The 26,743-nt window shown below is 66.3% G+C and carries 29 protein-coding genes; 16 read left to right on the plus strand and 13 right to left on the minus strand.

Annotated elements, in window-relative coordinates; translation table 11 throughout:
• Nucleotides 1–185: 185 nt before the first annotated feature.
• The gene (locus NGK62_RS09765; RefSeq protein WP_059378272.1) at nucleotides 186–569 is read right to left on the minus strand and encodes a DUF4148 domain-containing protein; all 384 of its coding nucleotides are present in this window, start codon (nucleotides 567–569) and stop codon (nucleotides 186–188) included.
• A gap of 382 nt (nucleotides 570–951) precedes the next feature.
• Here NGK62_RS09765 and NGK62_RS09770 point away from each other — a divergent pair, with 382 nt between their 5' ends.
• On the plus strand, nucleotides 952–1,842 hold the full coding sequence (locus NGK62_RS09770) for a LysR family transcriptional regulator (RefSeq protein WP_059378273.1): 891 nt from the start codon (nucleotides 952–954) through the stop codon (nucleotides 1,840–1,842).
• An 18-nt stretch (nucleotides 1,843–1,860) separates the two neighbouring features.
• Here the strand turns inward: NGK62_RS09770 and NGK62_RS09775 are convergent, their stop codons facing one another.
• From NGK62_RS09775 to purT, 8 genes are all read right to left on the minus strand, one after another.
• Complete coding sequence (locus NGK62_RS09775) at nucleotides 1,861–2,415, minus strand: adenine phosphoribosyltransferase (RefSeq protein WP_054457754.1); 555 nt, start codon at nucleotides 2,413–2,415, stop codon at nucleotides 1,861–1,863.
• 54 nt (nucleotides 2,416–2,469) lie between these two features.
• Nucleotides 2,470–4,173 (minus strand): thiol reductant ABC exporter subunit CydC, encoded by a 1,704-nt coding sequence (gene cydC, locus NGK62_RS09780; protein WP_251878214.1) that lies wholly within the window; start codon nucleotides 4,171–4,173, stop codon nucleotides 2,470–2,472.
• On the minus strand, nucleotides 4,170–5,948 hold the full coding sequence (cydD, locus tag NGK62_RS09785; RefSeq protein WP_502802955.1) for a thiol reductant ABC exporter subunit CydD: 1,779 nt from the start codon (nucleotides 5,946–5,948) through the stop codon (nucleotides 4,170–4,172). Before cydD ends, cydC begins: the two co-directional genes overlap by 4 nt.
• Nucleotides 5,945–6,070 carry a cytochrome bd-I oxidase subunit CydX gene (gene cydX, locus NGK62_RS09790; protein ID WP_043546919.1) on the minus strand — a complete coding sequence of 42 codons (126 nt, stop codon included), beginning with the start codon at nucleotides 6,068–6,070 and terminating at the stop codon, nucleotides 5,945–5,947. Before cydX ends, cydD begins: the two co-directional genes overlap by 4 nt.
• A 16-nt stretch (nucleotides 6,071–6,086) precedes the next feature.
• A complete protein-coding gene (gene cydB / locus NGK62_RS09795; protein WP_059378278.1) occupies nucleotides 6,087–7,241 on the minus strand; it encodes a cytochrome d ubiquinol oxidase subunit II in 1,155 nt (384 codons plus the stop codon).
• Between the two features lie 13 nt (nucleotides 7,242–7,254).
• Nucleotides 7,255–8,829 carry a cytochrome ubiquinol oxidase subunit I gene (locus tag NGK62_RS09800; RefSeq protein WP_059378281.1) on the minus strand — a complete coding sequence of 525 codons (1,575 nt, stop codon included), beginning with the start codon at nucleotides 8,827–8,829 and terminating at the stop codon, nucleotides 7,255–7,257.
• 127 nt (nucleotides 8,830–8,956) lie between these two features.
• The gene (locus NGK62_RS09805; protein ID WP_059378283.1) at nucleotides 8,957–9,502 is read right to left on the minus strand and encodes a GbsR/MarR family transcriptional regulator; all 546 of its coding nucleotides are present in this window, start codon (nucleotides 9,500–9,502) and stop codon (nucleotides 8,957–8,959) included.
• A gap of 267 nt (nucleotides 9,503–9,769) precedes the next feature.
• Complete coding sequence (gene purT, locus NGK62_RS09810; RefSeq protein ID WP_059378356.1) at nucleotides 9,770–10,987, minus strand: formate-dependent phosphoribosylglycinamide formyltransferase; 1,218 nt, start codon at nucleotides 10,985–10,987, stop codon at nucleotides 9,770–9,772.
• Nucleotides 10,988–11,090: 103 nt separating this feature from the next.
• Here purT and NGK62_RS09815 point away from each other — a divergent pair, with 103 nt between their 5' ends.
• The 9 genes from NGK62_RS09815 (at nucleotide 11,091) to NGK62_RS09855 (ending at nucleotide 18,591) form a co-directional block, all read left to right on the plus strand.
• Entirely contained in the window at nucleotides 11,091–12,080 is a 990-nt protein-coding gene (locus tag NGK62_RS09815) for a KpsF/GutQ family sugar-phosphate isomerase (protein ID WP_059378285.1), read from the plus strand.
• Nucleotides 12,077–12,685, plus strand: coding sequence for a KdsC family phosphatase (locus NGK62_RS09820; RefSeq protein ID WP_118933591.1), 609 nt, complete (start codon nucleotides 12,077–12,079; stop codon nucleotides 12,683–12,685). The genes NGK62_RS09815 and NGK62_RS09820 overlap by 4 nt, the downstream gene beginning before the upstream one ends.
• Nucleotides 12,686–12,722: 37 nt before the next feature.
• Entirely contained in the window at nucleotides 12,723–13,355 is a 633-nt protein-coding gene (gene lptC, locus NGK62_RS09825) for an LPS export ABC transporter periplasmic protein LptC (protein ID WP_059378289.1), read from the plus strand.
• Nucleotides 13,352–13,981 carry a lipopolysaccharide transport periplasmic protein LptA gene (gene lptA / locus NGK62_RS09830; protein ID WP_059378291.1) on the plus strand — a complete coding sequence of 210 codons (630 nt, stop codon included), beginning with the start codon at nucleotides 13,352–13,354 and terminating at the stop codon, nucleotides 13,979–13,981. The genes lptC and lptA overlap by 4 nt, the downstream gene beginning before the upstream one ends.
• Before the next feature lie 32 nt (nucleotides 13,982–14,013).
• The gene (lptB, locus tag NGK62_RS09835) at nucleotides 14,014–14,808 is read left to right on the plus strand and encodes an LPS export ABC transporter ATP-binding protein (protein WP_054457765.1); all 795 of its coding nucleotides are present in this window, start codon (nucleotides 14,014–14,016) and stop codon (nucleotides 14,806–14,808) included.
• A gap of 222 nt (nucleotides 14,809–15,030) precedes the next feature.
• A complete protein-coding gene (gene hpf / locus NGK62_RS09840) occupies nucleotides 15,031–15,369 on the plus strand; it encodes a ribosome hibernation-promoting factor, HPF/YfiA family (protein WP_013396726.1) in 339 nt (112 codons plus the stop codon).
• Nucleotides 15,370–15,731: 362 nt separating this feature from the next.
• Complete coding sequence (locus NGK62_RS09845; RefSeq protein WP_006389881.1) at nucleotides 15,732–16,187, plus strand: PTS sugar transporter subunit IIA; 456 nt, start codon at nucleotides 15,732–15,734, stop codon at nucleotides 16,185–16,187.
• A gap of 21 nt (nucleotides 16,188–16,208) precedes the next feature.
• The gene (gene hprK, locus NGK62_RS09850) at nucleotides 16,209–17,135 is read left to right on the plus strand and encodes an HPr(Ser) kinase/phosphatase (RefSeq protein ID WP_013396727.1); all 927 of its coding nucleotides are present in this window, start codon (nucleotides 16,209–16,211) and stop codon (nucleotides 17,133–17,135) included.
• A 22-nt stretch (nucleotides 17,136–17,157) separates the two neighbouring features.
• Complete coding sequence (locus tag NGK62_RS09855) at nucleotides 17,158–18,591, plus strand: aminotransferase-like domain-containing protein (protein ID WP_118933592.1); 1,434 nt, start codon at nucleotides 17,158–17,160, stop codon at nucleotides 18,589–18,591.
• Nucleotides 18,592–18,598: 7 nt separating this feature from the next.
• On the opposite strand, the gene NGK62_RS09860 is transcribed toward NGK62_RS09855, so the two are convergent.
• Complete coding sequence (locus NGK62_RS09860) at nucleotides 18,599–19,882, minus strand: c-type cytochrome (RefSeq protein ID WP_251878217.1); 1,284 nt, start codon at nucleotides 19,880–19,882, stop codon at nucleotides 18,599–18,601.
• Nucleotides 19,883–19,894: 12 nt separating this feature from the next.
• Complete coding sequence (locus tag NGK62_RS09865) at nucleotides 19,895–20,647, minus strand: c-type cytochrome (RefSeq protein WP_251878219.1); 753 nt, start codon at nucleotides 20,645–20,647, stop codon at nucleotides 19,895–19,897.
• A 184-nt stretch (nucleotides 20,648–20,831) separates the two neighbouring features.
• Here NGK62_RS09865 and rapZ point away from each other — a divergent pair, with 184 nt between their 5' ends.
• Together rapZ and NGK62_RS09875 are read left to right on the plus strand one after the other, a co-directional pair.
• Entirely contained in the window at nucleotides 20,832–21,704 is an 873-nt protein-coding gene (gene rapZ, locus NGK62_RS09870; RefSeq protein ID WP_059378358.1) for an RNase adapter RapZ, read from the plus strand.
• Complete coding sequence (locus tag NGK62_RS09875) at nucleotides 21,701–22,663, plus strand: septal ring lytic transglycosylase RlpA family protein (RefSeq protein WP_251878221.1); 963 nt, start codon at nucleotides 21,701–21,703, stop codon at nucleotides 22,661–22,663. Before rapZ ends, NGK62_RS09875 begins: the two co-directional genes overlap by 4 nt.
• A gap of 16 nt (nucleotides 22,664–22,679) precedes the next feature.
• Here the strand turns inward: NGK62_RS09875 and NGK62_RS09880 are convergent, their stop codons facing one another.
• Together NGK62_RS09880 and rsmI are read right to left on the minus strand one after the other, a co-directional pair.
• Nucleotides 22,680–23,264 (minus strand): methylated-DNA--[protein]-cysteine S-methyltransferase, encoded by a 585-nt coding sequence (locus NGK62_RS09880; protein ID WP_059378304.1) that lies wholly within the window; start codon nucleotides 23,262–23,264, stop codon nucleotides 22,680–22,682.
• Between the two features lie 3 nt (nucleotides 23,265–23,267).
• Nucleotides 23,268–24,203: a 16S rRNA (cytidine(1402)-2'-O)-methyltransferase gene (gene rsmI / locus NGK62_RS09885; protein ID WP_059378306.1), complete on the minus strand. Its 936-nt coding sequence runs from the start codon at nucleotides 24,201–24,203 to the stop codon at nucleotides 23,268–23,270.
• Between the two features lie 66 nt (nucleotides 24,204–24,269).
• Here rsmI and NGK62_RS09890 point away from each other — a divergent pair, with 66 nt between their 5' ends.
• From NGK62_RS09890 to NGK62_RS09905, 4 genes are all read left to right on the plus strand, one after another.
• The gene (locus NGK62_RS09890) at nucleotides 24,270–24,752 is read left to right on the plus strand and encodes a YraN family protein (protein WP_251878223.1); all 483 of its coding nucleotides are present in this window, start codon (nucleotides 24,270–24,272) and stop codon (nucleotides 24,750–24,752) included.
• A gap of 86 nt (nucleotides 24,753–24,838) precedes the next feature.
• Nucleotides 24,839–25,432, plus strand: a complete 594-nt coding sequence (locus NGK62_RS09895; RefSeq protein WP_054457773.1) for a phosphoheptose isomerase — start codon at nucleotides 24,839–24,841, stop codon at nucleotides 25,430–25,432.
• Nucleotides 25,429–26,169 carry a BON domain-containing protein gene (locus NGK62_RS09900; protein ID WP_059378309.1) on the plus strand — a complete coding sequence of 247 codons (741 nt, stop codon included), beginning with the start codon at nucleotides 25,429–25,431 and terminating at the stop codon, nucleotides 26,167–26,169. The genes NGK62_RS09895 and NGK62_RS09900 overlap by 4 nt, the downstream gene beginning before the upstream one ends.
• On the plus strand, nucleotides 26,166–26,660 hold the full coding sequence (locus NGK62_RS09905) for a peroxiredoxin family protein (RefSeq protein WP_088143222.1): 495 nt from the start codon (nucleotides 26,166–26,168) through the stop codon (nucleotides 26,658–26,660). The genes NGK62_RS09900 and NGK62_RS09905 overlap by 4 nt, the downstream gene beginning before the upstream one ends.
• Nucleotides 26,661–26,743 lie beyond the last annotated feature (83 nt).

Genomic DNA, 26,743 nt, shown 5'->3' on the forward strand with positions numbered 1-26,743 from the left:
GCAAAACACCAGACGGGCCTCGGATATTCTCCTGCCGGGCCCGACAGACCAACAAGAGTTGTTGATTGGCCCGGACAATTCTGATGTGCAAACGCCACACTATCGGCGGATGGCGGACCATCCGCTGCACATAAAAAAAGCCCCTCGACACTTCGAAGGGGCTCTTTTCTTGCCAGCTGGACGGCTTACCGGCCTTGGGGCGGGTAGTCCAGTTCACCGAACGTGTACTCGCCGCGGGCCTTGGCTTCAGCCAATTCCTGACGCACTTGTTCGCGGCTCTTGCCGGCGGTTTGCGACACCGCGGCCTTGGGCGGGTAGTCCAGTTCAGCAGAGGTCACCTGGCCAGCAGCCTTGGCGCTTTGCAGTTCCTGCTGGACTTGCTCGCGCGACAGGCTGGTGCGCTCGACGGCGGCAGGCGGATAGTCCAGTTCACCAAACGTGACCTGGCCGGCGGCCTTGGCGGCTTGCAGTTCCTGCTGGACCTGTTCACGCGTCTTGCCATCGGCGTGAGCGGCGGACATACCCACCAACGTTGCGGTAACCATGAGTGCGGTAGCTAGGGCTTTCATTGAGACGACTCCATCCTAAACCTTGCACATCGTCTTCTGCCAGGCTGGCAGGTGCGATATGACAATTTGATTGCTGGGACGAAGTATCTGGCGATTGCGGCCTAGTAAAAACCCTTATTTTGGGGAACATATTTGCACAGATGGGACAATTACGGGAAGTGATCGCCAGAATCTGCGCATTTTCTGCACACTTCCGAGTGCCATCCAGCACCGGCAGGCCTTGCCGGCATTCAGCCGCAAGCAAGCTAGGTAAGGGAAGATGTGCAGCTGATCGGGTGGATACGCCGTTCAGCGTGGGGAAATAGACATTTCTACTGGCGGGACAATGATTCCATTTATCATACGAATCCACCAGCAATGGAATTGAATCTCGAGGGCCCCCATGGATATCCAGCTTAACGACATCGCTCTGTTTGTCGAAGTCGCCAAGCGCAAGAACTTCAGCCACGCGGCCGAAGCCTTGAATATTCCGACCTCCACGCTCTCGCGCCGCGTCAGTGAACTGGAGCGCAGCATCGGCATGCGGCTGCTCAACCGCAGTACGCGCAAGATCGACCTGACCGAGGCCGGCGCCATCTATTTCGAACGCTGCCGCCATATCGTGGAAGAAGCGCGCATTGCTCACGATCAGTTGCTGGACATGGCGGTGCAGCCCAAGGGACGCCTGCGCATCTCGCTGCCTACCAGCCTGGCGCAACTGTTCCTGCCCGCCGTCATCAGCGAATTCCGTGAGCAGCATCCGGATATCGAATGCGACTTCGATCTGAGCATGCGTCCGATCGATCCCATCAGCAATCCGTTCGACCTGATCCTGCGCTTTGGCCAGCAGCCGGACTCCAGCCTGATCTCGCGCAAGATCGTGCTGATGGCCCATCAGCTATATGCCTCGCCCGAGTACCTGGCCCGCCACGGCGAGCCGCGGGTGCCCGCGGATCTCAGCCATCACGAATGCCTGCGCCCCACCATGCGCGAGGAGTCATCCTTCTGGATGCTGCATTCGGGCGACAAGGTGGAACGCGTGCAGGTGTCGGGCCGCCTGTCGGCCAACAACGTCGGCATGCTCGGACGGCTGGCGGGACAAGGCCTGGGCATCACGCCGCTGCTGGTCTTTGACGCGATGGAACGCGCCATCAAGCAAGCGGGCCTGGTGCGGGTGCTGCCGGAATGGAGCCTGACGCCTCTGCCGCTCTTCGCGCTGCTGCCTTCGCGCATGCTGCCGGCAAAGACCAAGGCCTTCCTGGACTTCATCCAACCGAGGTTGTCGGACGTTTGAGCGGCGACTGTTGATGGGTTACGCAGGCGTATCGGCGCTGTACTGACAGACGGTGTAGAGCGGCGTGCCGGTGGCGGCGACCTTGGCGGAGCCGCCCAGGTCGGGCAGGTCGATGATGGCGGCCGCCTCGACCACATTGGCGCCAAGGCGCTGCAGCAGCTTGATGGCGGCCAGCATGGTGCCGCCGGTGGCAATCAGGTCGTCCACCAGCAGGACGCGCTGGCCGGTGCGCACGGAGTCCGTGTGCATTTCGACCGACGCGTTGCCATACTCCAGCGAGTACTCCTCGGCCACGGTGCGGAACGGCAGCTTGCCCTTCTTGCGCACCGGCACGAAGCCCAGATTGAGTTCGTAGGCCAGCACGCTGCCCACGATGAAGCCGCGCGCATCCACGCCAGCCACCAGGTCCAGGCGCTGGCGCATGTAGCGATAGACGAAGAGATCAATAAGCACCCGGAACGCGCGCGGGTCCTGCAGCACGGGCGTGATGTCGCGAAAAATGACACCGGGTTGGGGCCAGTCTGGAACGCTGCGGATGGTGCGCCGGATGTACTCGGCGTTGTCGGTCTGCATGGAAGACGGCCCTGAAGAATTGAAGCAAGGCGAACTATAACCTCGCAACCGCGCTTAAGCCAGGGTTGCCGTCCGCGATGACAATTCACATTGCTGTAGCCGGCCGCCCTGCAGTGCGTAGCGGCGATCGACCGCCCCTGCGGGCAAGGCCGCGTGGGTCGCCAGCACCACGGCGCGTCCCTGCACGGCGCCCGCCAGATCGCTGAAGAATGCCGCTTCGGCCTCGGCGTCCAGACCAGCCGTCGGCTCGTCCAGCACGATGACCGCAGCCGGCGACAACAGCGCACGCGCCAGGCACAAGCGGCGCGCCTGCCCCGCCGACAGCTGCGACCCCGTCTCCCCCGCCCAGGTGTCCAGGCCATCGGGCAGGCCGCGCACGAAGTCGCCCAGCCTCGCGGCGTCCAGCGCGCGCCACAGGGCGGCGTCGTCCGCCTCGGGATCGCCGATCAGCAGGTTGGTGCGCAGGGTTCCCAGGAACACCGGAGCGTCCTGCGACAGCAGCGCGATGCGCCGGTGCCAATCCGCCTGCGTACAGGCGCGCGCATCGCAGCCGCCGAAACGCACCTGCCCCGCCTGCGGATCCTCCAGTCGCAGGAGCAGGTGCAGCAGGGTCGACTTGCCCGCGCCGCTGGGCCCCACGATGGCGATCCTCTCGCCGGGCGCCACACGCAGGCTGACGCCGTCGAGCACGGGCGGACTCGCGGACGTTCCTCGGGCGGAATAGGCAAAGCGCACGCGGTCCAGCTCCAGCACGCCGCTGTCGGGCAAGACGCTGGGCGCTGCCGGATCCTGCATGTCCGGCTCGCTTTGCGTGACTTCCCGGATGCGTCCCGCCGCCGAAATGGCCGAGCCCATGCGCGATGCGCCCCGCATGATCGGGCCAGCCACTTCGAAAATTCCGATGACCGCCAGCAACAACCCGGCCAGCGTGGGGCCTTCGATGCGCCCTCCCTCCAGCGTGTCCAGGCCGAACCAGAGCAAAGCCAACACCGATGCGCCGGCGGCGGCCTGCAGGAAGAACTGTCCCCGCGCCGCCACCCGCGCCTGGCTACGGCGGGCGAGCGCGCTGGCTTCGCATAGACGCTCGAAATGCGCGGCTGTCTGCGCCTGCGCGTGCAGGGCCACCATGTCGGCATGCCCTTCCACCGCGTCCAGCGTCGCCGCGCGCAGTCCCGCCGCGCTCTCCTGGGCCGCCGCGCCGGGCTTGCGCGCGGCGCGCAGCAGCCACAAGGGCACCAGCACGCATGCGACCAGCAAGGCCAGGGCCAGCGCCAGCGCGGCCGCGGGCACCCACGATCCCAACACCGCGGTCAACACCGCACCCGCCAGGATGGCGGTAACCAAGGGCGCCACCACAAACAGGAAAACCGTATCAAGCGCATCTACGTCGCCCGTCATGCGTGCAACCAGATCGCCGTCGCGATAGCGCGCCAATTGCCGCGGCGTTAGGCGGATCAACGCCGAGAACACTTTCGCGCGCAGGTCAGCCAGCAGGCGCAGCGTGGCGGAATGGCCCACCACGCGGTCGGCGTAACGCGCCACGATGCGCAGGAACGACAGGCCGCGCACCAGCGCCGATGGCGCAAACAGATTGAACGCGCCGCCCGCCCCCGCCAGCGCCGCGCCGGTCAGGAACCAGCCCGACACGCCCAGCAGGCCCACGCCGGCGGCCACGGTCGCCAGCGCGCAGAACAATGCGAGCAAAAGCCCGCTTTTACGGCGCGCATACAGCGGCAGGAGCAACAACAGGTTCTTCATGTGTCTTCCACTTTTCCGCCAACCACTCGCAACGTCCGACCCAGCCGGGCCGCCACCGCGGGCGCGTGCGTCGCCAGCAGCAAGGTGCGGCCGGCGGAGAAAGCCAGGATCTCGTCCAGCACGCGCGCCTGCGTGGCTTCGTCCAGATGCGCCGTGGGTTCGTCCAGCAGGATCAAGCCCGGATCGCGCAGGAACAGACGCGCCAGCGCGACGCGCTGCGCCTGGCCCCCGGACAGGCCGTGCCCGCGGCCGCCCAGTTGCGTCGCCAGCCCTTGCGGCAAGGCCTCGGCGAACTCCAGCACGCAGGCGCGGCGCGCGGCGGCCTGCACCTCGGCATCGGAAGCGTCGGGACGGCCCAGGCGGATGTTGTCGGCGATGGAGCCTGTCAGCAACTGCGGCTTTTGCCCGATCAACGCCACGCGCTGGCGCAGCGCCGCCTCGCCCCAATCGGGCAAGGGCACGCCGTCGACGCTGATGTCGCCCCGGAACGGACGCAGGCGTGCGACCGCCTCGATCAGGGAGGACTTGCCGATGCCGCTGGGGCCCATCAGCGCGGCATGCTCGCCCGGCGCCAGCGCCAGACTGGCATCCGTCAGCACCGCCTGGCTGCGGCCGGGCGCGTCCAGATTCAAGCCCGCAATGACAAGGGCCGCGCCCGCAGCACGGCGTTCGCGAACGTGTCCGGGATCTGCGGCGGCCTTGCCTGCGCCAGGCACGCCACCGGTTGCAGCATCGCCGGCCTGCGGCAAGCCATCGAACAGCAGGGAGATCTGCGAAACTGCCGCGAGCGCCGCCGCACGGTCGTGATAGTGCGCCGCGAACTGGCGCAACGGCGCATAGACCTCTGGCGCCATCAGCAAACAGAACAGCCCTGCCTGCAGGGTCAGCGGCGACCAGCGCAGGTCCAGGAATCCCAGGTAGGTCAATCCGATATAGACCGCCACCCCGGCCACGCCCAGCGCCGCAAAGAACTCCAGCACCGCCGATGAAAGAAAGGCGATGCGCAGCACCGACATCGTGCGTTGGCGCAACGCGTCGCTGGCCGCCACGACGGACTCGGCTTCGGCCTCCGCGCGGCCATAGAGTTTCAGGGTGGACAGACCGCGCAGCCGATCGGCAAAGAAGCCCGACAAGCGCGCAAAGGCGCGCAGGTGGCGGCGGCTTGCGCCTTGGGCGCCCCAGCCCACCAGGGCCATGAACAAGGGAATCAGCGGCGCCGTGATCAGCAGGACCAGCCCGGCAATCACGTCCATCGGCAGCACCACCACCGAGAAAGCAACCGGCAGCATGGCGGCGGCCGCCATGGCGGGCAGGTACTTGGCGAAAAACCCGTCCAGGGCCTCGACCTGGTCCACCACCGCACTCGCCAGTTCTCCCGACGCCTGCCCTCGGCTCCAGTACGGCCCCTTCTGCACCAAACGCCGGAAAAGCGACAGTCGCACATGGCGCTTGATACGCTCGGCCGCGTCCGCGCCTGCGCGCTCGCCCGCCCAGGTGATGCAGGCGCGCACCAGCATGAGTCCCGCGATGGCCAGGATGTCGCCCAGCAGCTCCTGCCGGGGCGCCTGCCTGACGATGGCCGCATCGAGCACGCTGGCCAGCAGCCAGGCCTGCACCACCAGCAGGGCGCCGCTGACCAGGGGCGCGGCGCCCGCCAGCATCAGCGGCAGCCTGGCCGTCTTGGCGAGCGCCATCAACCACCGCGACTGTTCGCGCGGCGGTTTGTTCAGGGTTGCCGAGGGATCGTGCTCGAGGCTGCTAGCGCCGCCGCTCACTCGTCGTCGCGGCTGGCGCGCGGATCATGGGTATGACCCTCGCGCAGCTCGAACCACATTGCATTGAGGATGGCGAAGGCGCACGCCAGGCCCAGACCGAGTATCCACGAGAAATACCACATGGTGGAGGCTCCTTTATCAGTATGAGTTGGGCGTGTCGCCGACCGATTCATGGGTGACCTTGCCGCGCATGACGCGGTAGACCCAGGCGGTGTAGACGGTCACGATGGGCAGGAAGATGGCGACCGCGATCACCATGATCCACAGCGTCAAGTGGCTGGACGAGCCGTCCCAAATGGTCAGGCCGGCCTGCGGCTTGGTCGACGAGGGCATGATGAACGGGAAGAGCGAAAAGCCCACCGTCAGAATCACGCCGGCGATCGACACCGACGAGGCCAGAAACGCCAGCACGTTGGCGCGCACGCTCAGCAGCAGCGCCACCAGGACGGCGCCACCCACGCCCAGCGCAGGCGCGATCCACATCAGCGGCCATTTCGCGTAGTTGGCCATCCAGGCGCCGTTCTGCACCGCCACGGTCTTGAGCATCGGATCCGACGGGCCGGCCATGTCCACCGCGCTGGTGATCACATGGCCAGGCAAGCCGCCCGCCACCCAGAACCCGCCCGCCGCGAACAACGCCGCGGTCAGCAAGGCGCACAGCCTGCCCCAGTTGCGGGCACGCGACGAAATCGGATCTTCGGTGCGCCAGGCCAGCAGTACGGCGCCATGCATGGCCAGCATCACCACGCTGAGCACGCCGGCCAACAGCGCGAACGGCATGAACAACTGGTAGAAGTGGCCTTCGTAGATCGGACGCAGGGTCACCGGATCGAACGTGAACGGCACGCCCAGGATGATGTTGCCCATGGCCACGCCGAACACCAGCGAGGCCACCACGCCCGAGAAACAGAGCACGCCGTCCCAGCGGTTGCGCCAGCTGGTGCCTTCCATCTTGCTGCGGTACTTGAAGCCGACCGGCCGCAGGATCAGCGCGATCAGCACCAGCATCATCGCCAGGTAGAACCCGGAGAACGACGCGGCGTACAGCAAGGGCCATGCCGCGAAAATGGCGCCGCCCGCGGTGATGAGCCAGACCTGGTTGCCTTCCCAGACCGGTCCCACCACGTTGATCACCACCCGGCGCTCGGCGTCGGTCTTGGCAACCACCGGCAGCAGCGCAGCCACGCCCAGGTCAAAGCCGTCCATGACGGCAAAGCCGATGAGCAATGCGCCCAGCAGCACCCACCAGACCACGCGCAGCGTGCCGTAGTCGAAAGGAATAAGAGTATCCATCGCTGTCTCTCCTTCAGGCCCGCACGGCGGCATGCACAGGATCGGCGGCGGCAGCTCCGGGCGCCGGCCCATCGGATTTCGGTCCCTTCCTCACGGCGTGCAGCATCACCTTCACGCCGATGATCAGCAACACCGTGTACAGCACCAGGAATATCGTCAGGCTGATGGCCAGGTCGACGATGGTCAGGCCGGAAGCCGCGTAGTAGGTCGGCAGCACGCCTTCGATCACCCAGGGCTGGCGGCCGTATTCGGCCACGAACCAGCCGCTTTCGATGGCCACCCAGGGCAACGGCAAGCTCCACAACGCCACCTTGAGCAGGCCGCGCCGGCTGTCCAGCCGCCCGCGCGAGGCCAGCCAGAAGGCCACGCCGAAGAACAGGATCAGATACATGCCCACCGCGACCATGATGCGGAATGCCCAGAACAGCGGCGCCACGTTGGGCACGGTATCGACGGCGGCCTTCTTGATGTCGTCTTCGGTGACCTTGCTCATGTCGGGCTGATAGCGCTTGACCAGCAGCGCATAGCCCAGGTCGGGCCAGGTCTTGTCAAAGACCATGCGCGCATCCACGTCCTTGGGATTGGCGCGGATCTTCTGCAAGGCTTCATACGCCACCATGCCGTCGCGAATGCGATTCTCGGCGCGACGTATCAGGTCGTCGATGCCCAGCAGCGGCGTGGTGAGCGAACGCGTGCCGATGATGCCCATGACGTAGGGGATCTCGATGGCGAAGTCGTTCTTGCGCTCGGCCTGGTTGGGGATGGCGATCAGGTTGAAGGACGCAGGGGCCGGCTCGGTGTGCCACATGGACTCGATGGCCGCGATCTTCATCTTCTGATGTTCGGTGGTGAGATAGCCGCTTTCGTCCCCCAGCACCACGACCGACAACGCCGAGGCCAGGCCGAAGCTGGCGGCGACCGCCATCGAGCGCTTGGCCAGGTCGATGTGGCGGCCCTTCAGCAGGTACCAGGCGCTGATCGACATGACGAACATGGCGCCCGCGACGTAGCCTGCGCTGACCGTGTGCACGAACTTGGCCTGCGCCACCGGGTTGAAGATCACCGCAGCGAAGTCGGTCATCTCCATGCGCATGGTGTCGGGATTGAAGATCGAACCGACCGGATTCTGCATCCAGCCGTTGGCGATCAGGATCCACAGCGCCGAGAAGTTGGTGCCGAACGCCACCAGCCAGGTCACGATCAAGTGGCTGACCTTGGACATGCGGTTCCAGCCGAAGAAGAACAGGCCGACGAAGGTCGCTTCCAGGAAGAAGGCCATCAGCCCTTCGAGCGCCAGCGGCGCGCCGAAGATGTCGCCTACGTAATGGCTGTAATAGGACCAGTTCATGCCGAACTGGAACTCCATCACGACACCCGTGGCAACGCCCAATGCGAAGTTGATGCCGAAGAGGGTGCCCCAGAACATCGTCATCCGCTTCCAGATGGCGCGGCCAGTCATGACGTACACGCTTTCCATGATGGCCAGAATGAACGACAGGCCTAGCGTGAGCGGGACGAAGAGGAAGTGGTAGAGCGCGGTCGCGGCGAACTGGAATCGCGACAGATTTACGACGTCGAGATCAATCATTGGGTCGCTCCCAAGCAGTTGAGGTGCCGCGGCAACCGGCATGGTTCCCAGGCCGTCTCTCGCGCCATGTTACGAGCGTTGCATACAACTTCATAGAGGTTTCCTGAAAAATCGGGGCGGATCAGGCTCAGCCCTTGCCCCGCAATTTGCCGGCGAAACCCAGCACCTTCTGCACTTTCGAACCGAGCTTCATCAGGTTCTGCAGGGTTTCTGGCGGCAGTCGTTGAACCTCATCGAACCATCCGGTAGACAGTTCGATGAGCTCCAGCATGTCGTTCATGCGCTGTTGCGCGTACGCCTCATCCGGACCCGACGGGGGTTCCAACAGGGTGTCCCGCAGCAGGGTCAGCGTGGGATCGATTTCGCGCTTGCGCTTTTCTTCCATCAGGATGCGGAAGATCTCCCAGACGTCCTTGGGAGTTTCGAAGTAGTCGCGGCGGTCGCCGACTTGATGCATGAGCTTGACCAGCCGCCAGGACTGCAGCTCCTTCAGCCCCAGGCTGACGTTGGAGCGCGAGAAGCCGAGGGTTTCGGCGATGTCATCGGCGTTCAGCGGCTTGGGCGACAGGAACAGGAGGGCGTAGATCTGGCCGACCGTGCGGTTCACGCCCCACCGGCTGCCCATTTCGCCGAAATGCAGGACGAATCGTTCGTTTTGAGGGGACAGGGCCATGGATCGCGCTACGCCGGCAAGACCAGGACGCGTGGTCCTGGCCGATAAGAATAGTTACACCGATTTCAGAAAATTCTGGAATTTCCGAAATTATCAAACAATCCATGCGAAAGCGCAAACCACACTGGCGGCAGGGGGATGATCTCAAGACATGATGTCGCGGCAGTGACAGACGGCCTTCCCCGGCCTTTGCCTAAAGCCGCCGACAAACGCAAGCGGCCACCAGCCGGTGAGCTGGTGGCCGCTAGGAAAAACGGAAAAAAGGCTTTAGCCGGCCTTGACGGACACCGCCGCCGACACCCGCTTGGCCTTGGCGCGAGCAGCCGCCACGTCCTCGGCCACGGCCAGGCCCACGCCCATGCGGCGCTTGACGAAGGATTCGGGCTTGCCGAAGAGGCGGATGTCGGTGCCGGGTTCGGCCAGCGCTTCGGCCACGTTGTGGAACGAGACCGCGGCGGCCTCGACGCCGCCGTAGATGACGCTGCTGGCGCCGGGCTGGCGCAGACTGGTGTCCACCGGCAGCCCCAGCAGCGCCCGGGCGTGGAGTTCGAACTCGTTCTGGACCTGGGTGATCATGGTGACCATGCCGGTGTCGTGCGGACGCGGGCTGACTTCCGAGAACCAGACCTGGTCGCCGGCCACGAACAGCTCCACGCCGAAGATGCCCAGGCCGCCCAGGTTGGAAGTGACCGCCAGCGCGATGTCGCGCGAACGCTGCAGCGCGGCGGGAGACATCGGGTGCGGCTGCCAGCTTTCCACGTAGTCGCCGTCGACCTGCTTGTGGCCGATGGGTTCGCAGTAGCGGGTTTCTACCTGGCCGTCCGCGCCGCGGGCGCGCACGGTCAGCAGGGTGATTTCGTAGTCGAAGCGGATGAAGCCCTCGACGATGGCGCGCCCGCCGCCCACCCGGCCGCCCTCCTGGGCATAGCGCCAGGCGGACTCGACGTCGTCGGCGCTCTTGATCACGGACTGGCCCTTGCCCGAGGAGGACATGACGGGCTTGATGACGCAGGGATAGCCGATGCCGCCGTCGATGGCCGCGCGCAATTCTTCTTCGGTGTCGACAAAACGGTAGGGCGAGGTCGGCAGTCCCAGGGTCTCGGCCGCAAGCCGGCGGATGCCCTCGCGGTTCATGGTCAACTGGGCCGCGCGGGCGGTCGGCGTCACCCGGGCCACGCCCGCCGCTTCCAGTTCCACCAGCAAATTGGTGGCAATGGCTTCGATTTCGGGGACAATAACGTGGGGCCGTTCCTGTTCGATGACCTTGCGCAGGGCCTGCGGGTCCGTCATCGAGACCACATGCGCCCGGTGCGCCACCTGGTGGCCCGGAGCGTCGGCGTACCGATCCACGGCAATGACTTCCACGCCCAGCCGCTGCAGGGCAATGATGACCTCTTTGCCCAATTCGCCGGACCCGAGCAGCATGACGCGGGTGGCCAAGGGGGACAGGGGCGTGCCAAGAACGGGGCTGGAAATGCTGGACATGGAGCGGGCCTGGAAAAAAGTTGGAAAGCCGTTGAAATGACCCGCCAGCATGCCATACGCCCTTTCCGGGGGCAAACCCGCATACTGATATTAAAATCCACGTATGACTGACCATCCCACAACATCGTCCGAGACCGCGCTGGCATCTGCGCGCAGAACGCTGCAGATCGAATGCCAGGGCCTGATGGACCTGTCGGCCCGGCTGGACGACAGCTTCACGCAGACCGTCGCGATGCTGCTGGCCTGCCGCGGCCGGGTGGTCGTCAGCGGCATCGGCAAGACCGGCCACGTGGCCCGCAAGATCGCGGCGACCCTGGCCTCCACCGGCACGCCGGCCTTTTTCGTGCACGCCGCCGAGGCCGTCCACGGCGATCTGGGCATGATCACCCAGGACGACGTCCTCATCGCGATTTCCTATTCCGGCTCCGGCCAGGAACTGCTGACGATCCTGCCCGTCGCCCGCCGCATGGGCGCCAAGCTGATCGCCATTACCGGCAACCCGCAGTCCGAACTGGCCCGGCTGGCCGACGTCCACCTGGACGCCAGCGTGGCCCAGGAAGCCTGCCCGCTGAATCTGGCGCCCACCGCCAGCACCACCGCCGCGCTGGCCCTGGGCGATGCCCTGGCCGTCGCCTGCCTGGAGGCCCGCGGCTTCGGCCCGCAGGATTTCGCGCGCTCGCACCCGGGCGGCGCGCTCGGCCGCCGCCTGCTGACCCACGTGCGCGACGTCATGCGCCAGGGCGACGCCCTGCCCATCGTCATGGCCGGCACCCCGGTATCGCAGGCGCTCGAGGTCATGTCCGCCAAAGGCATGGGCATGACCGTCGTGACCGACGCGCAGCGCCGCCCCCTAGGCATCTTCACCGACGGCGACCTGCGCCGACTGATTGCCCGCCAGGGCGACATCCGCAGCCTGACCGTCGAATCCGGCATGACGCGCTCGCCGCGCAGCATCACTCCCGACGCGCTGGCCGTCGAGGCGGCCCAGCAAATGGACAAACAACGGCTCAACCACATGCTCGTGCTGGACAGCGACGGCGTTCTGCTCGGCGCCCTGCACATGCATGATCTGATGGCCGCCAAAGTGGTATGACTATGACTCTTTCTGTACCCGTGACGCATCCGGCCGAAGCGCTGGTCCTGGCCCGCATCCCCGCCGGCGTGCGCGAACGCGCCGCCGCGGTGCGCCTGATGGTGTTCGACGTGGACGGCGTGCTGACCGACGGCAGCCTCTATTACGGCGACAACGGCGAACTGCAAAAGCGCTTCAACGTGCTGGACGGCCACGGACTGCGCCTGCTGATGGAAGGCGGCCTGAAAGTTGCGCTGATGACCGGACGCTCCGGCCCCATCGTGGCGCGCCGCGCGGCCGAGCTGGGTATCGCCGAGGTCATCCAGGGCGTGCGGGACAAGGGCGGCGCCCTGGCCGAACTTGCGCAGCGCTCCGGTGTCCAACTGAACCAGACCGGCTACATGGGCGATGATGTCATCGACCTGCCGGCCCTGCAGCGCGCCGGCTTCGCCGCCAGCGTGCCGAACGCGCCGGGCTACGTCAGCCAGGCCGCCCACTGGGTCTCCACGCACGCCGGCGGCAACGGCGCCGTGCGCGAATGCTGCGACCTGCTGCTGGCGGCCCAGGGACGCCTTGGCGCCTTCCTGGCGGCGCCAGGCCTGCTCGGCCCGGGCGCCATCCAATGATCGCCAGGACAACCCATACGCCCTTGCGGCAGACCCGATGAAAGAACGTTTTCCATCCCTGATCGCGCTGTTCCTGCTGCTGGTGCTGGTCGCCAGTTCGTGGTGGGCGGCGGATTACGCGCAGCGGGCCATCCAGACGGATCCGCCACGCCGCGTCACCCACGAAATGGACGCCTGGTCGCGCGATTTCATCATGCTGCGCACCGACCCGAACGGCAAGCCCATCAACCGGCTGGAAGGCGACTACGCTGAACATTTTCCGGATGACGATTCCTATCACGTGACCTCGCCGCGCGCCGTGGGCCAGCGCGAGGACAACCCCATCACCGTGGCTGTCTCCAAGACCGCGGTGATGGAGCAAGGCGGCAAGCGCATCGTCATGAACGGCGACGCCCACGTGCGCCGCCAGCCGGACGCCAATAACGACCTGCTGGACGTGCGCAGCCAGCAGCTGATCATCTTGCCCGACGACGACGTGGTCTACACCGACCTGCCGGCGGAAGTCATCAAGGGCCGTTCGCGCATGAACGGCACGGGCATGCACTACAACAACAAAACGCGCCAACTGCAGGTTTCGGCATCGACCGATGTGGAAATTGCCGGTTCCGAAGGCAGGCAGCAACGCCGGACCGAAATTCCCGCCAACAACACTGACCAGAAAAAACCATGACCGACCTCCGGATTCTCCTTGCCCCGACGACCCGCTTGCTCGGCGCCATCCTGCTGACGGCCTCGGCGCTGGCCCCGGCCCATGCCGCGGATCCGGCGCCCAAGGCAGCGACGCCGGCGGAAGAGCCCAGCACGCTGATCCTGTCGGACACCCTGCACTACGACGACGTGAAGAAGAAGAGCGTCTTCACGGGCAACGTCAACATGACGCGCGGCCTCATGACCCTGACGTCCGACGTGCTGGAAATGAACGAAGACGCGCAAGGCAACCAGTTCGGCACGGCCACCGCCAACAAGGGCAAGATCGTGACCATCCGCCAGGAACGCCCGGAAACCTTCGAACTCATCGAAGGCACGGGCCTGCGCGCCGAATACGACGGCTCCAAGAGCACCTTCGACCTGATCGGCCAGGCGGTCGTGATCCGCTACGTCTGTGGGAAACCGTTCGATACCATTCGCGGCGAGCGGGTACGCTACAACGAGAAGACCGGCACCTACGAAGCCCATGGCGGCCCCAACTCCGCCGCGGCCGGCGGCCGGGTCCGTTCGGTGGCTGAACCGCGCGCCAAGTCGGATGCGGCCATCGCCGAATGCCGCAAGCAGCAGGCAGCCAAGAAGGGGCGTTGAACGCCTCCCATGCAACACCACTCGCAGCCACGATGAACCAACCTTCAGTGCCGACTCCGGTAACCTCCGCGCCTTCGGGCGTCAAGCAGGGCAGCCTGCGCGCAACCGGCTTGCGCAAGACCTATAACGGCCGGACCGTGGTGCAGGACGTGTCCCTGTCCGTGGTCAGCGGCGAAGTGGTCGGCCTGCTCGGCCCCAACGGCGCCGGCAAGACCACCAGCTTCTACATGATCGTGGGCCTGGTGCCCGCGGATGCGGGCCGCATCGAGATCGACGGCTCCGTCATCACCTCGATGCCGATCCACAAGCGCGCGCACATGGGCCTGTCGTACCTGCCCCAGGATGCCTCCGTGTTCCGCCGCCTGACGGTGGAACAGAACATCCGCGCCGTGCTGGAACTGCAATTGGGGCCGGATGGACGTCCGCTGTCCACGCCCAAGATCAACGAGCAGATGGAATCGCTGCTGGAAGAACTGCAGATCGGCCACATCCGCAGCAACGCCGCCATCTCCCTGTCGGGCGGCGAACGCCGCCGCGTGGAAATCGCGCGCGCGCTGGCGACCAGCCCGCGCTTCATCCTGCTGGACGAACCCTTCGCCGGCGTGGATCCCATCGCGGTGATCGAGATCCAGCGCATCGTGCGTTTCCTGAAGGGCCGCGGCATCGGCGTGCTGATCACCGACCACAACGTGCGCGAAACCCTGGGCATCTGCGACCGCGCCTACATCATCAGCGAAGGCAAGGTCCTGACCGACGGCCACCCCGACGAAATCGTGGGCGATCCCGCCGTGCGCCGGGTGTATCTGGGAGAGCATTTCCGCATGTAATGCGGCCCTGGGGAAGACCCCTAGGCGCCGCCTGCGCAAAGGCGCACGCACCCTGGGGCCTCAGCCATAAAAATGCCATGAACTTGCGCTAGGTCAGCTTGTTTTATCGGCCCGAGTCTATACACTAGTACTAAACGAACCCGCTCAATCAAGGAGAACGCCTAACGAATCAGCCGCGCTTTTTGCGCACCCTTTTTTCCTCTTTTAGAAGGAGAGCACACTATGAACCTGAGCATCTGCGGTCGTCACCTCGACGTCACCCCGGCCATCCGGGAATATGTCATGAACAAACTGGCGCGAGTGCTGCGGCATTTCGATCACGTCATCGATACCCAGGTCATGCTCTCGGTAGAGCCCCTGCGGCATAGAGCCGAAATCACCATGCGTCTAAGCGGTAAGGACATTCATTGTGAAGCAACCGATGAAAATCTCTATGCAGCCATAGACCTTCTTGCTGACAAAGTCGACCGTCAGGTCATCAAGCACAAGGACAAGGTACGAAGTCACACGGCGGAGTCCGTGAAGCGGCAAGCGGCGAATCTAACGCCACCCCAGCAGTAACGCGCTTCATGAGCACTCGCACTGCGAGACTAGCTAAACAGCGATTCTAGTAATCCTGCCTGAGTCCCGGTGTCCCGCTAGACGCAACGTCCGGCTGGGGCATCGGCAAACTTCCCTCCTTGTAGTGCCTCCCGCAGTACCCCCCTTCCTCGTCCCCCAATTCCCGGCCCCGCCGGCGATTCCGTTTTTCCACGTTTCCGACGCTTTCCCCAGGGCCACCCTCGCCGCCGGGCGCAAGAATGCCCACAATCCGCCGCTATCGGTCTATGCTGTCGCTCTTGCCGCCCCATGATGCGACCGAGCCGAGTACGCATCTCAGAGGCCGATTATTGCAGTGCGTCATATAACCATATAATGATCCGATGAATCATTTGTCGCGCATCCTACCCGCCGGCAACGTCGTGCTCGATATGCTCGCAACGAGCAAGAAACGTGCGTTCGAACAGGCCGGCCTTCTCTTTGAAAACAACCATGGCCTGGCGCGCGCGCTCGTCTTCGACAGCCTGTTCGCCCGGGAGCGCCTGGGCTCCACCGCGCTCGGACAGGGCGTGGCGGTGCCGCATGGCCGTGTGAAGGGCCTGGAACAGGCCCTGGCAGCCTTCATCCGCCTGGCCCAGCCCATCACTTTCGATGCACCCGACGGGCAGCCCGTGTCGATGCTGCTTTGCCTGCTGGTGCCGGAAACGGCCACGCAGCAGCACTTGGACATCCTGGCCGAACTGGCGCAGCTCATGTCGAACAAGGCCTTGCGCGAGGCCCTGGCCACAGAGCCCGATCCCGCTGTCGTCCATAAGATGCTCACGACCGGCCAACTCTGAACTCCACGCGGAAGCGCAGCCATGCTCACGGTGCAGGAACTCGTCGACGACAACGCCGACAAAATCCCCTTTAACTGGATTTCCGGCCAGGGCGCCGCGGACCGCGCGATTCCCGACGACGGCATGTCGGCCGCGGACCTCGTCGGCCACTTGAACCTGATCCACCCGTCCCGCATCCAGGTGTTCGGACAGGAAGAGCTGGCGTACTACACCCGCTTCGACCTGCGCCGCCGCATGCACCACATGGACGAGCTGCTGATCGGCGGCGTACCCGCGATCCTGCTGGCCGACGGCCTGACCCCGCCGCAAGACCTCATCGACCAGTGCGACCAGCATCAGGTGCCGCTCTTGTCCACGCCGGTGGCGGCGGCGCAACTGATCGACCTGCTGCGCATCTACCTGGGCAAGAAACTGGCGCCCACTACCACCGTGCATGGCGTGTTCCTGGACGTGCTGGGACTGGGCGTGCTGATCACCGGTGAATCCGGCCTGGGCAAGAGCGAACTGGCGCTGGAACTGATTTCGCGCGGACACGGCCTGGTGGCCGACGACGCCGTGGAATTCTCGCGCACCGCCCCCAACATGATCGAAGGCCACTGTCCGCAGCTGCTGCAGAACCTGCTGGAAGTGCGCGGCCTGGGCCTGCTCGATATCCGCACCATCTTCGGCGAGACCTCCGTACGCCGCAAGATGCGCCTCAAGCTCATCGTGCACCTGGTGCGCGCCACCGCGCAAGACAAGTTCGAGCGCCTGCCGCTGCAAGACATCACGCAAGACATGCTGGGCCTGCCGGTGCGCAAGGTCATGCTGCAAGTGGCTGCCGGCCGCAATCTGGCGGTGCTGGTCGAGGCCGCCGTGCGCAATACCATCCTGAAGCTGCGCGGCATCGATACGCTGGGCGAATTCATGGAACGCCAGGCCATGGCGATCCTGCAAAGCAGCAAGTAGGCGCGCGTCGTCCGGCGGCAGCTTGAACCTGTATGAAAACCTGGCCGCCGAGATCGCCAAGTCGATCCGCGACGGCGTGCTGCGCGCGGGCGACAAGCTGCCCTCCGTGCGGGACGCGTGCGCGGCGCGCGGCCTCAGCCCGTCGACGGTGTTCCAGGCCTACTACCTGCTGGAAGCGCAAGGCCTGATCCGGGCGCAGCCGCGCTCCGGTTACTACGTCAACGCCCCTGCCGCATCCCTGCCACCGGAACCCGGCGCGTCCACTCCGGATGGCGACTCAACGGAGCTCGCGATCAGCGAGCGCATCTTCGACATTCTCGGCTCAGTGCGCAACCGCGAGGTGACGCCGCTGGGCTCCGCCTTCCCTTCCCCGTTGCTGTTCCCGCTGCCGCGGCTGGCCCAGGCCATGGCCGCGCACCTCAAGCGCCAGGATCCGCTGGACACGGTGGAAGACCTGGCGCCTGGCAATCCGGGCCTGCGCCGCCAGATCGCGCTGCGTTACCTGATCGGCGGCATCAACGTGCCAGCCGGCGACATCGTCGTCACCAACGGCGCGCTGGAAGCGCTGAACCTCTGCCTGCAAGCAGTCACGCAGCCTGGCGACACGGTCATGGTCGAGGCTCCCACGTTCTATGGCGCCTTGCAGGCGCTCGAGCGCCACGGGCTGAAGGCGCTGGAAATACCGACGCATCCGCGCACCGGCATCGACCTGGACGCAATGCAGGCCGCCATCGAGCGCCACGCGCCCCGCGCCTGCTGGCTGATGACGCAGTTCCAGAACCCGCTGGGCAGCCTGATGCCCGATGAAAAAAAGCGCCAGCTGGTCCAGCTGCTTGCGCGCCACGATATTCCGCTGATCGAAGACGATGTGTACGGCGAGCTGTATTTCGGATCGGTGCGGCCGGTACCCGCCAAGGCCTATGACACCCAGGGGCTGGTGCTGCATTGCTCGTCTTTTTCCAAGTGCCTGGCGCCGGGTTACCGCATCGGCTGGACCTCGGCCGGACGCTACGCGCAACGCGTACAGCGCCTGAAACTGTCGTCGACGCTATCGGCTTCCGGCCCCGCCCAGGGCGCCATCGCCGAATATCTGGAGCAAGGCGGCTACGACCGCCACCTGCGCCGCCTGCGCGAAACGCTGCAGACACAGCAGCAGCGCATGGCCGAGGCAATCGCCCAGGAATTCCCGGCCGGCACGCGCGTGACGCGTCCGCAAGGCGGGTTCTTCCTGTGGCTGGAACTGCCGGCCGCCGTGGATGCGCTGACGCTGCATCGCCAGGCGCTCGCGCGCGGCATCAGCGTGGCGCCGGGGCCGATCTTTTCGGCCAGCGGCCAATTCGGCAGCGCGCTGCGCCTGAATTACGGGCACCCTTGGGACGCGGCCTCGCAGGCTGCCATCCGCGTACTCGGCGAGTTGGCTCGCGCGGCCTGCGCGCAGGCCGCGCGAGCGCGCTGATTCCGCGTCAGTTCAACGTCGATGCGGCGCGCGCGCGCTTGACTTCCAGCGGGGTCACGCCGCCCGCCTCGTTGCCCCAGCTATTGCGGATATACGTCACCAGCATCGCGATGTCGCCGTCGTTGAGCAGCTGCCCGAAGGGCGGCATGCCGTGAGGCCGCGGGTTCGCCGCCGTGGCCGGGGCATAGCCGCCGTCCAGCACCATGCGGATCGCGTTGACAGGCGACGGCGCCGTCACGGTCGGATTGCCCGCCAGCGCGGGCCATGCCGTGCCGCTGCCCTCGCCCGCTGACTGGTGGCATTGCACGCATTGCTGGCGGTAGATCTTGCCGCCCAGTTCCATGGCGGCTGGCGCGACAGCGGTCCGCGTACGCTCCGTTGAAGCCGCCGTGGCGGGCAGGGATTTGATATAGACGCCGATGGCCAGTGCGTCCGCATCGGTCAGATGCTGCGTACTGCCCAGCACCACCTCGGCCATGGGCCCGCTGGCGCTGGAATGCTTCGAAATGCCAGTCTTGAGCAAGGCTGCAATGTCTTCGGCGGACCATCTGCCCATGCCGGTTTCCATATCGTTGGTGAGCGGCGGCGCGTACCAATCCAGCACCGGGATCACGCCGCCGGCCAATGGGTCGGCCGAACGCAGCCCCCCCAGGTTGTTGCGCGGCGTATGGCAGGCGGCGCAATGCCCCAGGCCTTCGACCAGATATCGGCCGCGATTCCACTGCACCGATTGCCCTGCGTCCGCCTCCTGCACGCCCGGTTTGAAGTACAGCGCGCGCCAGGCGGCCAGCAGCGCCCGCTGGTCGTAGGGGAATTCCATCTCGGGCGGCCGGTTGGGCTGGTCCACGGGCGCCACGGTGCGCAGATAGGCGTACAACGCGTCGGAATCGGCGCGGGTCACGCGCGTGTATTCCGTATAAGGGAAAGCGGGATACAGCAGCGTGCCGTCGCGCGACTTGCCGTTGTGCAGCGCCTGCCAGAAATCGTCCGCGGTCCAGGCGCCTATGCCGGTTCTGTCGTCGGGCGTGAGGTTCGGGCCGTACACCGTGCCGAACGGCGTAGGGATCGGCGTGCCGCCCGCCAGCGCCTTGCCGCCCCGGCTGGTGTGGCAGGCCATGCAATTGCCAGCGAGCGCAAGGTAGCGGCCGCGCTCCACCAGCGTCGCGGCATCCGCCGCGGCCGCGGCGGGACCGGTGCTGGCATCGTCGCGCGTACCGAACCAGTAGAGGCCGCCCACGGCTACGATCGCGAGCAGCAACAGGGCGGACAGGACTTTCTTCATGATCGACATCCGGCCTCTCCCTTACCGTTGCGCCTGGCTGCCGCATTCCGCGGGCAGGCGTATCGAACCCGCGGCTTCTGGCGCGTAGGGTTCCACGACGGGTTGCGAGGACAGCCATGCGGCCAGCGCGCCGATGTCCTGGGGAGTGAGTTTGTTGGAAATGTCGGCCATGCAGTCCGGCTCGGCAGCGCGGCGCAAGCCGTTCTTCCAGCTGCCGATCTGCGAACCGATGTAGTCGCGCGGCAGGCCAAGCAAGCCGGGAATGGCGGGCAACACGCCGCCCAGAGCGGCACCGTGACAGGCGGCACAGGCGGGCAGACCGCGCGCGGCGTCACCGTTCAGGGCCAGCTTGCGCCCGGCTTCCAGCGTGGCGGCGGAGACGTCGGCGCGCGTCGGCGCCGGATACGGCACATGCTGCGAGGAAAAATACGCGGCGATCTCGCGCAGGTAGTCGTCGGGCAGGCCGGTCAACAAATGCGTCATGGGCCGGTACTGACGCCGGTCGTCGCGGAAGTTGAGCAGCTGGTGGTACAGGTACTCCTGAGGCTTGCCCGCCAGGCGCGGATAGTAGCCGTCGTTGCCGGCCCGGCCCTGCGCACCATGACAGGCCGTACAGGCGGCGACGCGGGCGTCCATGGTGTCCGGGCGCAGGATTTCCTGGGGCGCGGGCTGGGCCGGCGCGGGCGCTGCCAGGAAGGCGGCAGCCACCCCAAATAGGGAAATTGCCCAAAAACGCGGCAGTGAAACACTACGAAAGGAAATGAAGGCTAACATCTAGGTCGAATTCCATTCCCCCGAAACGCATGACGGCGGGGCGCGTATGTGAATCTGTCGAGTATCCGGCCCCCAGCTTACGCCAGGGGGACCAAAGCGGTACAGGCGCAGATTGGCAGTTTACGGCCATATCAGATGTCATCCCGCCGGCATCGTCCTCGAAAAGCGTGCCACAATCATGTCCATGTTGAAAGTCGTCCTCGTCACCGGCATCTCAGGCTCAGGCAAGTCCGTCGCCCTGCGCATGCTTGAGGACGCAAGCTATACCTGCGTCGACAACCTGCCCGTGCGGTTCCTGACCGAGTTCATCGCCAACGCCCGCGATGACGGCATGGAGCGCGTCGCGGTCGCCATCGACGTCCGCTCCCCCGGCGAACTGGCCGAACTGCCCGACGTGGTCACCGCGCTGCGCGCCATGGGCACCAGCCTGCGCGTGGTCTTCCTGGACGCCAGCACGGAAACGCTGGTGCAGCGCTATTCCGAATCGCGCCGCCGCCACCCGCTGACCGACCGCCTGCAGCACGGCGGCAAGACCCCGACGCTGTCCGAGTGCATCGCTGTGGAGCGCGAACTGCTCGCGCCGCTGCGCGAACAGGAACACGTCATCGACACCTCGGACCTGACGCCGGGCCAACTGCGCGTCTGGATCCGCGACCTGATCAAGGCCGACCGCGCACCGCTGGTGCTGACTTTCGAGTCCTTCGCCTACAAGCGCGGCGTGCCGCGCGACGCGGACCTGGTGTTCGACGTGCGCTGCCTGCCCAACCCCTACTACGACCGCGACCTGCGGCCGCTGACCGGCCGTGACGAACCCGTGGCCGCCTGGCTGGCGGGCTTCGACCTGGTGGGGCAGATGATCGACGACATCGCCGGTTTCCTGAACCGCTGGCTGCCGCAATACACGCAAGACACCCGCAATTACCTTACGGTCGCCATCGGCTGCACCGGCGGCCAGCACCGTTCGGTGTACGTGGTCGAACAGCTGGCGCTGCGTTTTGCCGACCACGACCCGCTGCTGGTGCGCCATCGCACCCAACTGCCTGACGAATCCGCATGACCCTGTCCCGCCCGACCCGCCTGTTCATGATGCTGCTGCTGGCCATTGCCGTGGCTGGCTGCTCTTCCACCGGCGGACGCAAGAAGGGCGGCGGGTATTACAAGGACGACGGGCCAGACGCGAATCCGCCCTCGAACCTGGACCAGGTGCCCGACGCGGTGCCCAGGATCGAACCCTATGCCAGCGGCGCGAACCGGCCGTATGTGGTGTTCGGCCAGCGCTATGTGCCGGACACCAGCGGCCAGCCCTATAAAAAGCGCGGCACCGCCTCGTGGTACGGCAAGAAGTTCCACGGCAATTCCACGTCCATCGGCGAGTCCTACGACATGTACGCCATGACGGCCGCCCACACCACGCTGCCACTGCCCAGCTACGCCCGCGTCACCAGCATGGTCAACGGCAAGACCATCATCGTGCGGGTGAACGACCGCGGCCCGTTCCACAGCGACCGCATCATGGACCTGTCCTATGTCGCCGCGTACAAGCTGGGCATCATCGGCCCCGGCAGCGGCCAGGTGATCGTGGAAGCCATCCCGCAGGACGAGATCCGGCGGCTGGCCTCGCAGGGCGCGCCTGCCACGGCCATACCCGAACCCGCATCGGCCACGGGTTCGTCGCCCGTGGCCGCGCCCATCGCCGCCGTGCCGGTGGCGCTGGCGGCCGACCCCCTGTCGGGGCCCGCTCCGGGTTCCGCGCCGGTGCGCCAGCCGGCAGCGGGCGGCATCGGCAGCGTCTATCTGCAGGTGGGCGCGTTCAGCCAGCCTGCCAACGCGCAATCGCTGGTCAGCCGCATCAACACGCAGCTGGGCGCCGAAGGCGCACCGCCCGCATCGGTCGAACAGTCGAACAATCTGTATCGGGTCAAGATCGGCCCCTACCCCGACCGGCAGAGCGCCTTGGACGCCGTGCCGATGGTGTCGGACCGCATCGGCATCCTGCCCAGCATCGCCTCGCAGTAAACGCCCCGCTGTCCGCCTACCAGGGCAGTTCGGCCTGACCGTCGCACACCCGGCGCGCGCTTGCGCTACGGCTGCGGTAGCGATTGCCTTCGTGCGCCAGCAAGGCCTGCTTGCGCGGCAGCCCGCCGCCGAAGCCGGTCAGCGAGGTGTCGGCCCCGATCACGCGATGACAGGGAATGATGATGCTGATCGGATTGCGTCCGACGGCGCCGCCGACCGCCTGCGCACCCTTGGGCCGCCCCACGGTGCGCGCCAGGTCGCCGTAGCTGGCCAGCACGCCGAATTCCAGGTCGCACAACGCATGCCAGACCTGGTGTTGGAAAGTGGTGCCGACGGGATCCAGCACCACGTCGAAGACGCGGCGCTTGCCGGCGAACCATTCTTCCAGTTCGCGGCGCGCCTGCTCCAGGATGGGATCGGAGTCCGTGAGGATCCAGCCATCCGCCGCGGGCAGCAGTTCCTGATCTGTGAACCAGGCGCCACGCAGGCCCTTGGCGCTGGCGACCAGACGCATGTCGCCCAGCGGCGTGGAAATGTCGCGGTAGACCAGGCGTTCGTCGGGATCCGCGGGCTTGTTGGACACGATAGTCGAATACACCATGTCTTACTCCGCCGATTTCTTGCGGGCCAGGGCCCGGTTGTACAGCACGTCGCGCGGCAGGCCGGAAACCTTGGCGGCCACGCGCGCGGCGTCGCGCAAGGACAGCGACTCCAGCAAGGCGTCCAGCAGCGCATCGGTGCGCGGATCGGCTTCTTCATCCGCTTCCTGTTCCGCGGGCGCGTGCGCGATCAGCACGAATTCGCCCTGTTCGCGGTGCGAGTCCGCAGCCAGCCAGGCCGCGCCTTCGCCCATCGGGAACGTTGCGATCTCCTCGAAACGCTTGGTGAGTTCGCGCGCCACGGTCAGAAGACGGTCGGGGCCGCACACTTCCAGCAGGTCGGCCAGCGTGGCCGCGAGCCGGTGCGGCGATTCGAACATGACGACCGGCGCGGGCAAGGCGCACCAGGTGCGCAGCCAGCGCTGGCGCGCAGCCGCCTTGGGCGGAGGAAATCCGGCAAAGGCATAGCCCGGGTTTTCGTCGGTGGTAACGCCGCTACCCATCAGCGCGGCGATGACCGCGCTGGGACCGGGCACCGGCACCACGCCGAAGCCGGCTTCGCGCACGGCGCGCACGATGCGCGCGCCCGGATCGCTGACGGCGGGCGCGCCGGCGTCGGACACCAGCGCCACGCGCTGGCCCTGGGCCAGACGCTCGCAAATGGCCTGGGCCGCGGCAGCTTCATTGTGGCGGTGGGCGGCCATGAGCGGCGTACCCACGCCCCAGGCGTCCAGCAAGGCGCGGCTGGCGCGCGTGTCTTCCGCGGCGATTACATCGGCCCGCTGCAAAGCGTGCCAGGCGCGCAGCCCCAGGTCGCCCAGGTTGCCGATCGGCGTGGCCACGACATACAGCGTCGCAGCGGGCCAATGCTGCCCCGCCACGCGTTCAGAAACGCGAGACCAGGCATCTCCGGCAGGGGGAGGTGAGACATTTTGATTCATTGCAGCCTACAGACACGGGAAACCATGTCAGTGTAGCCGCCTATGCCCGCGACTTCCGGAGCGCCCATGACGGATGACACCTTGCGACTGGCCTGCGAACTGGCCCTGGCCGCCCGCGGCCGCGCCGCCAAACGCCGGCGCCGTGCCGCGCGCGCGGCGCCAGCGGATCGCCCGCCCCCGCGACGCTCGCCCGCCCAACGCAAGGGCGACCACCACGAGGACGCCGCCTTGCGCCTGCTGCAGTCGCGCGGCCTGGCCCTGCTGGCGCGCAATCTGCAGACCCGCGCCGGCGAGATCGACCTGGCCATGCGCGAAGGCGACACGCTGGTGTTCGTCGAGGTCCGATCGCGCGGCCCTAGCCGCTACGGCGGCGCCGCAGCCAGCATCGGCGCGGACAAGCAGGCACGGCTGGCCAGCGCCGCGGCCTGCTGGCTGCCGGAGCTGGCCCGGCGCCACTGGCGCGGCAGGCTGCCGGCGGCGCGCTTTGACGCGGTCGTCTTCGACGCCGGCGATCCCCAGTGGCTGCGCGGCGCGTTCTGGCAGGCCTGAAGTCCGCGCCGCCCCGGTAACGACCTGCCTAACAGTCGTTACGCCTGGACAGAACCGCGCCTCGGCCCCGTGAGATAATCGCGCCCATGGATATGACCTCTCGAATGACGTCGCACTTTCGCGACGCCATGGCTGCGTGCGAACAAAGCATGAACGTCCTGGCCGAGCCGCTGGCAGTGGCGGTGGACGTGCTGTTCGGCGCCCTGGCAAACAACGGCAAGATTCTGGCTTGCGGCAATGGCGGCTCGGCCGCCGATGCGCAGCATTTCATCGCCGAACTGGTGGGCCGCTTCGAACGCGAACGCCTGCCCCTGGCCGGCATCGCCCTCAACACCGACACCTCGATCCTCACCGCGGTGGGCAACGACTACGGCTTCGACGAAATCTTCGAACGCCAGGTCAACGCCTTCGGCCAGGCTGGCGACGTGCTGGTAGCCATATCCACCAGCGGCAACTCCCCCAACGTGGTGCGCGCCATGGAAGCCGCCAGCGCCCGCGAGATGCACGTGCTTGCCCTGACCGGCAAGGGCGGCGGCGTCATGGGGGAACTCATTACGCCGATGGACGTCCATCTATGTGTTCCCAGCGATCGCACGATGCGCATCCAGGAAGTCCATATTCTGCTGCTGCACGCGCTGTGCGACGGCATTGACGCTCTTCTGCTTGGAGACACCGAATGATTTCTGACGTCCGTACCGCAGTCCGCCCGTTGATGCTCGCCGCGGCGCTCTCCACCGCCGCGCTCTCGCTGTCGGCCTGCGCGCCCCTGATCGTGGGCGGCGCGGCCGCCACCACCGCGGTCGTCGTGACCGACCGCCGCACCTCCGGCATCCAGCTCGAAGACCAGAACATGGCGTTCAAGGCGCAGAGCCAGATCTCGCAGAAGCTGGGCGACACCGCCCGCGTGAATGCCATGGCCTACGGCGGCCATCTGCTGCTGACCGGCGACGTCCCCACCGAAGAGGCCAAGAACCAGGCCACCGCCATCGCCCAAGGCGTGGAAAACGTCAAACAGGTCATCAACCAGCTGAACGTCGGCCCCATCGCCTCATTCAGCACGCGCTCCAACGACACCTGGCTGACCTCCAAGGTCAAAACCGCCCTGCTCAACACCAAGTACGTGCCGTCCGGCACCATCGCGGTCACGACCGACCACAGCGTGGTCTACCTGATGGGCAAGGTGACGCAGGCCGAAGGCGAATATGCCGCCAACGCCACCGCCGACGTCGGCGGCGTGGCCAAGGTGGTTAAACTGTTCGAGACGATCAGCCGCGAGGAAGCCATCCGGCTGTCGAATACCGGTTCCAAGTCCAACACTTCCACGGAAACCAAAGCGCCCATCGAGAGCGGCGCCGGCGCAGCGAGCGACAACGCGGCCGGCACCAGCAGCGGCGTAGAGGCCATGCCCATCAAATGAAGAAAGCCATCATCGCGTTGGCCGTCCTGGTGGCGGTCGGCATCGGCGCCTGGTTCGTCATGCGCCCCGCCCAGACCGCGCCCGACGTCACCTTCACCACGCTGGAAGGCAAGACCTTCTCGATGCAGGATCTGCGCGGCAAGGTCGTGCTGGTCAAGTTCTGGGCCACCAGCTGCGTGACCTGCGTGAAGCAAATGCCGGAAACCATCTCGGCCTACAACGAGTACGCCTCCAAGGGCTACCAGGCGGTCGCGGTCGCCATGAACTACGACCCGCCCAACTTCGTGCTGAACTTCGCCGAAACGCGCAAGCTGCCGTTCCCGGTGGCCCTGGACACCAAGGGCGACATCGCCCGCGCCTTCGGCGACATCCGCCTGACGCCCACGGCCTTCCTGATCGACAAGCAAGGCCGCATCATCAAGCGCTACCTGGGCGAATACGACGTGGCGGAGTTCCACGCCACCGTGGAAAAGGCCCTGGCGGCAGGCTGAGCCCCGCAGCCCCGCAAATGACCGCCCCGACAGGGCGGTTTTTTTTTCGTCCGGCGACCGGCGCCGCCGCGGCGGCGCCCAAA

The organism is Achromobacter sp. Marseille-Q4954 (assembly GCF_943737025.1).
Taxonomy (GTDB): domain Bacteria; phylum Pseudomonadota; class Gammaproteobacteria; order Burkholderiales; family Burkholderiaceae_B; genus Achromobacter; species Achromobacter bronchisepticus_A.

What these genes read in the sequence shown, in the direction of transcription:
- NGK62_RS09775 (WP_054457754.1), bottom strand. Translation starts at nt 2,415, where the DNA reads ATGCAGACCGACAACGCCGAGTACATCCGGCGCACCATCCGCAGCGTT.
- NGK62_RS09800 (WP_059378281.1), bottom strand. Translation starts at nt 8,829, where the DNA reads ATGATTGATCTCGACGTCGTAAATCTGTCGCGATTCCAGTTCGCCGCG.
- NGK62_RS09890 (WP_251878223.1), top strand. Translation starts at nt 24,270, where the DNA reads ATGACGGATGACACCTTGCGACTGGCCTGCGAACTGGCCCTGGCCGCC.
- NGK62_RS09820 (WP_118933591.1), top strand. Translation starts at nt 12,077, where the DNA reads ATGACTATGACTCTTTCTGTACCCGTGACGCATCCGGCCGAAGCGCTG.
- rsmI (WP_059378306.1), bottom strand. Translation starts at nt 24,203, where the DNA reads ATGAATCAAAATGTCTCACCTCCCCCTGCCGGAGATGCCTGGTCTCGC.
- NGK62_RS09805 (WP_059378283.1), bottom strand. Translation starts at nt 9,502, where the DNA reads ATGGCCCTGTCCCCTCAAAACGAACGATTCGTCCTGCATTTCGGCGAA.
- cydC (WP_251878214.1), bottom strand. Translation starts at nt 4,173, where the DNA reads ATGAAGAACCTGTTGTTGCTCCTGCCGCTGTATGCGCGCCGTAAAAGC.
- NGK62_RS09875 (WP_251878221.1), top strand. Translation starts at nt 21,701, where the DNA reads ATGACCCTGTCCCGCCCGACCCGCCTGTTCATGATGCTGCTGCTGGCC.
- NGK62_RS09815 (WP_059378285.1), top strand. Translation starts at nt 11,091, where the DNA reads ATGACTGACCATCCCACAACATCGTCCGAGACCGCGCTGGCATCTGCG.
- lptC (WP_059378289.1), top strand. Translation starts at nt 12,723, where the DNA reads ATGAAAGAACGTTTTCCATCCCTGATCGCGCTGTTCCTGCTGCTGGTG.
- rapZ (WP_059378358.1), top strand. Translation starts at nt 20,832, where the DNA reads ATGTTGAAAGTCGTCCTCGTCACCGGCATCTCAGGCTCAGGCAAGTCC.
- hpf (WP_013396726.1), top strand. Translation starts at nt 15,031, where the DNA reads ATGAACCTGAGCATCTGCGGTCGTCACCTCGACGTCACCCCGGCCATC.
- NGK62_RS09770 (WP_059378273.1), top strand. Translation starts at nt 952, where the DNA reads ATGGATATCCAGCTTAACGACATCGCTCTGTTTGTCGAAGTCGCCAAG.
- NGK62_RS09880 (WP_059378304.1), bottom strand. Translation starts at nt 23,264, where the DNA reads ATGGTGTATTCGACTATCGTGTCCAACAAGCCCGCGGATCCCGACGAA.
- NGK62_RS09895 (WP_054457773.1), top strand. Translation starts at nt 24,839, where the DNA reads ATGGATATGACCTCTCGAATGACGTCGCACTTTCGCGACGCCATGGCT.
- cydX (WP_043546919.1), bottom strand. Translation starts at nt 6,070, where the DNA reads ATGTGGTATTTCTCGTGGATACTCGGTCTGGGCCTGGCGTGCGCCTTC.
- NGK62_RS09900 (WP_059378309.1), top strand. Translation starts at nt 25,429, where the DNA reads ATGATTTCTGACGTCCGTACCGCAGTCCGCCCGTTGATGCTCGCCGCG.
- lptA (WP_059378291.1), top strand. Translation starts at nt 13,352, where the DNA reads ATGACCGACCTCCGGATTCTCCTTGCCCCGACGACCCGCTTGCTCGGC.
- NGK62_RS09765 (WP_059378272.1), bottom strand. Translation starts at nt 569, where the DNA reads ATGAAAGCCCTAGCTACCGCACTCATGGTTACCGCAACGTTGGTGGGT.
- cydB (WP_059378278.1), bottom strand. Translation starts at nt 7,241, where the DNA reads ATGGATACTCTTATTCCTTTCGACTACGGCACGCTGCGCGTGGTCTGG.
- NGK62_RS09845 (WP_006389881.1), top strand. Translation starts at nt 15,732, where the DNA reads ATGAATCATTTGTCGCGCATCCTACCCGCCGGCAACGTCGTGCTCGAT.
- purT (WP_059378356.1), bottom strand. Translation starts at nt 10,987, where the DNA reads ATGTCCAGCATTTCCAGCCCCGTTCTTGGCACGCCCCTGTCCCCCTTG.
- NGK62_RS09860 (WP_251878217.1), bottom strand. Translation starts at nt 19,882, where the DNA reads ATGTCGATCATGAAGAAAGTCCTGTCCGCCCTGTTGCTGCTCGCGATC.
- NGK62_RS09905 (WP_088143222.1), top strand. Translation starts at nt 26,166, where the DNA reads ATGAAGAAAGCCATCATCGCGTTGGCCGTCCTGGTGGCGGTCGGCATC.
- hprK (WP_013396727.1), top strand. Translation starts at nt 16,209, where the DNA reads ATGCTCACGGTGCAGGAACTCGTCGACGACAACGCCGACAAAATCCCC.
- NGK62_RS09865 (WP_251878219.1), bottom strand. Translation starts at nt 20,647, where the DNA reads ATGTTAGCCTTCATTTCCTTTCGTAGTGTTTCACTGCCGCGTTTTTGG.
- lptB (WP_054457765.1), top strand. Translation starts at nt 14,014, where the DNA reads ATGAACCAACCTTCAGTGCCGACTCCGGTAACCTCCGCGCCTTCGGGC.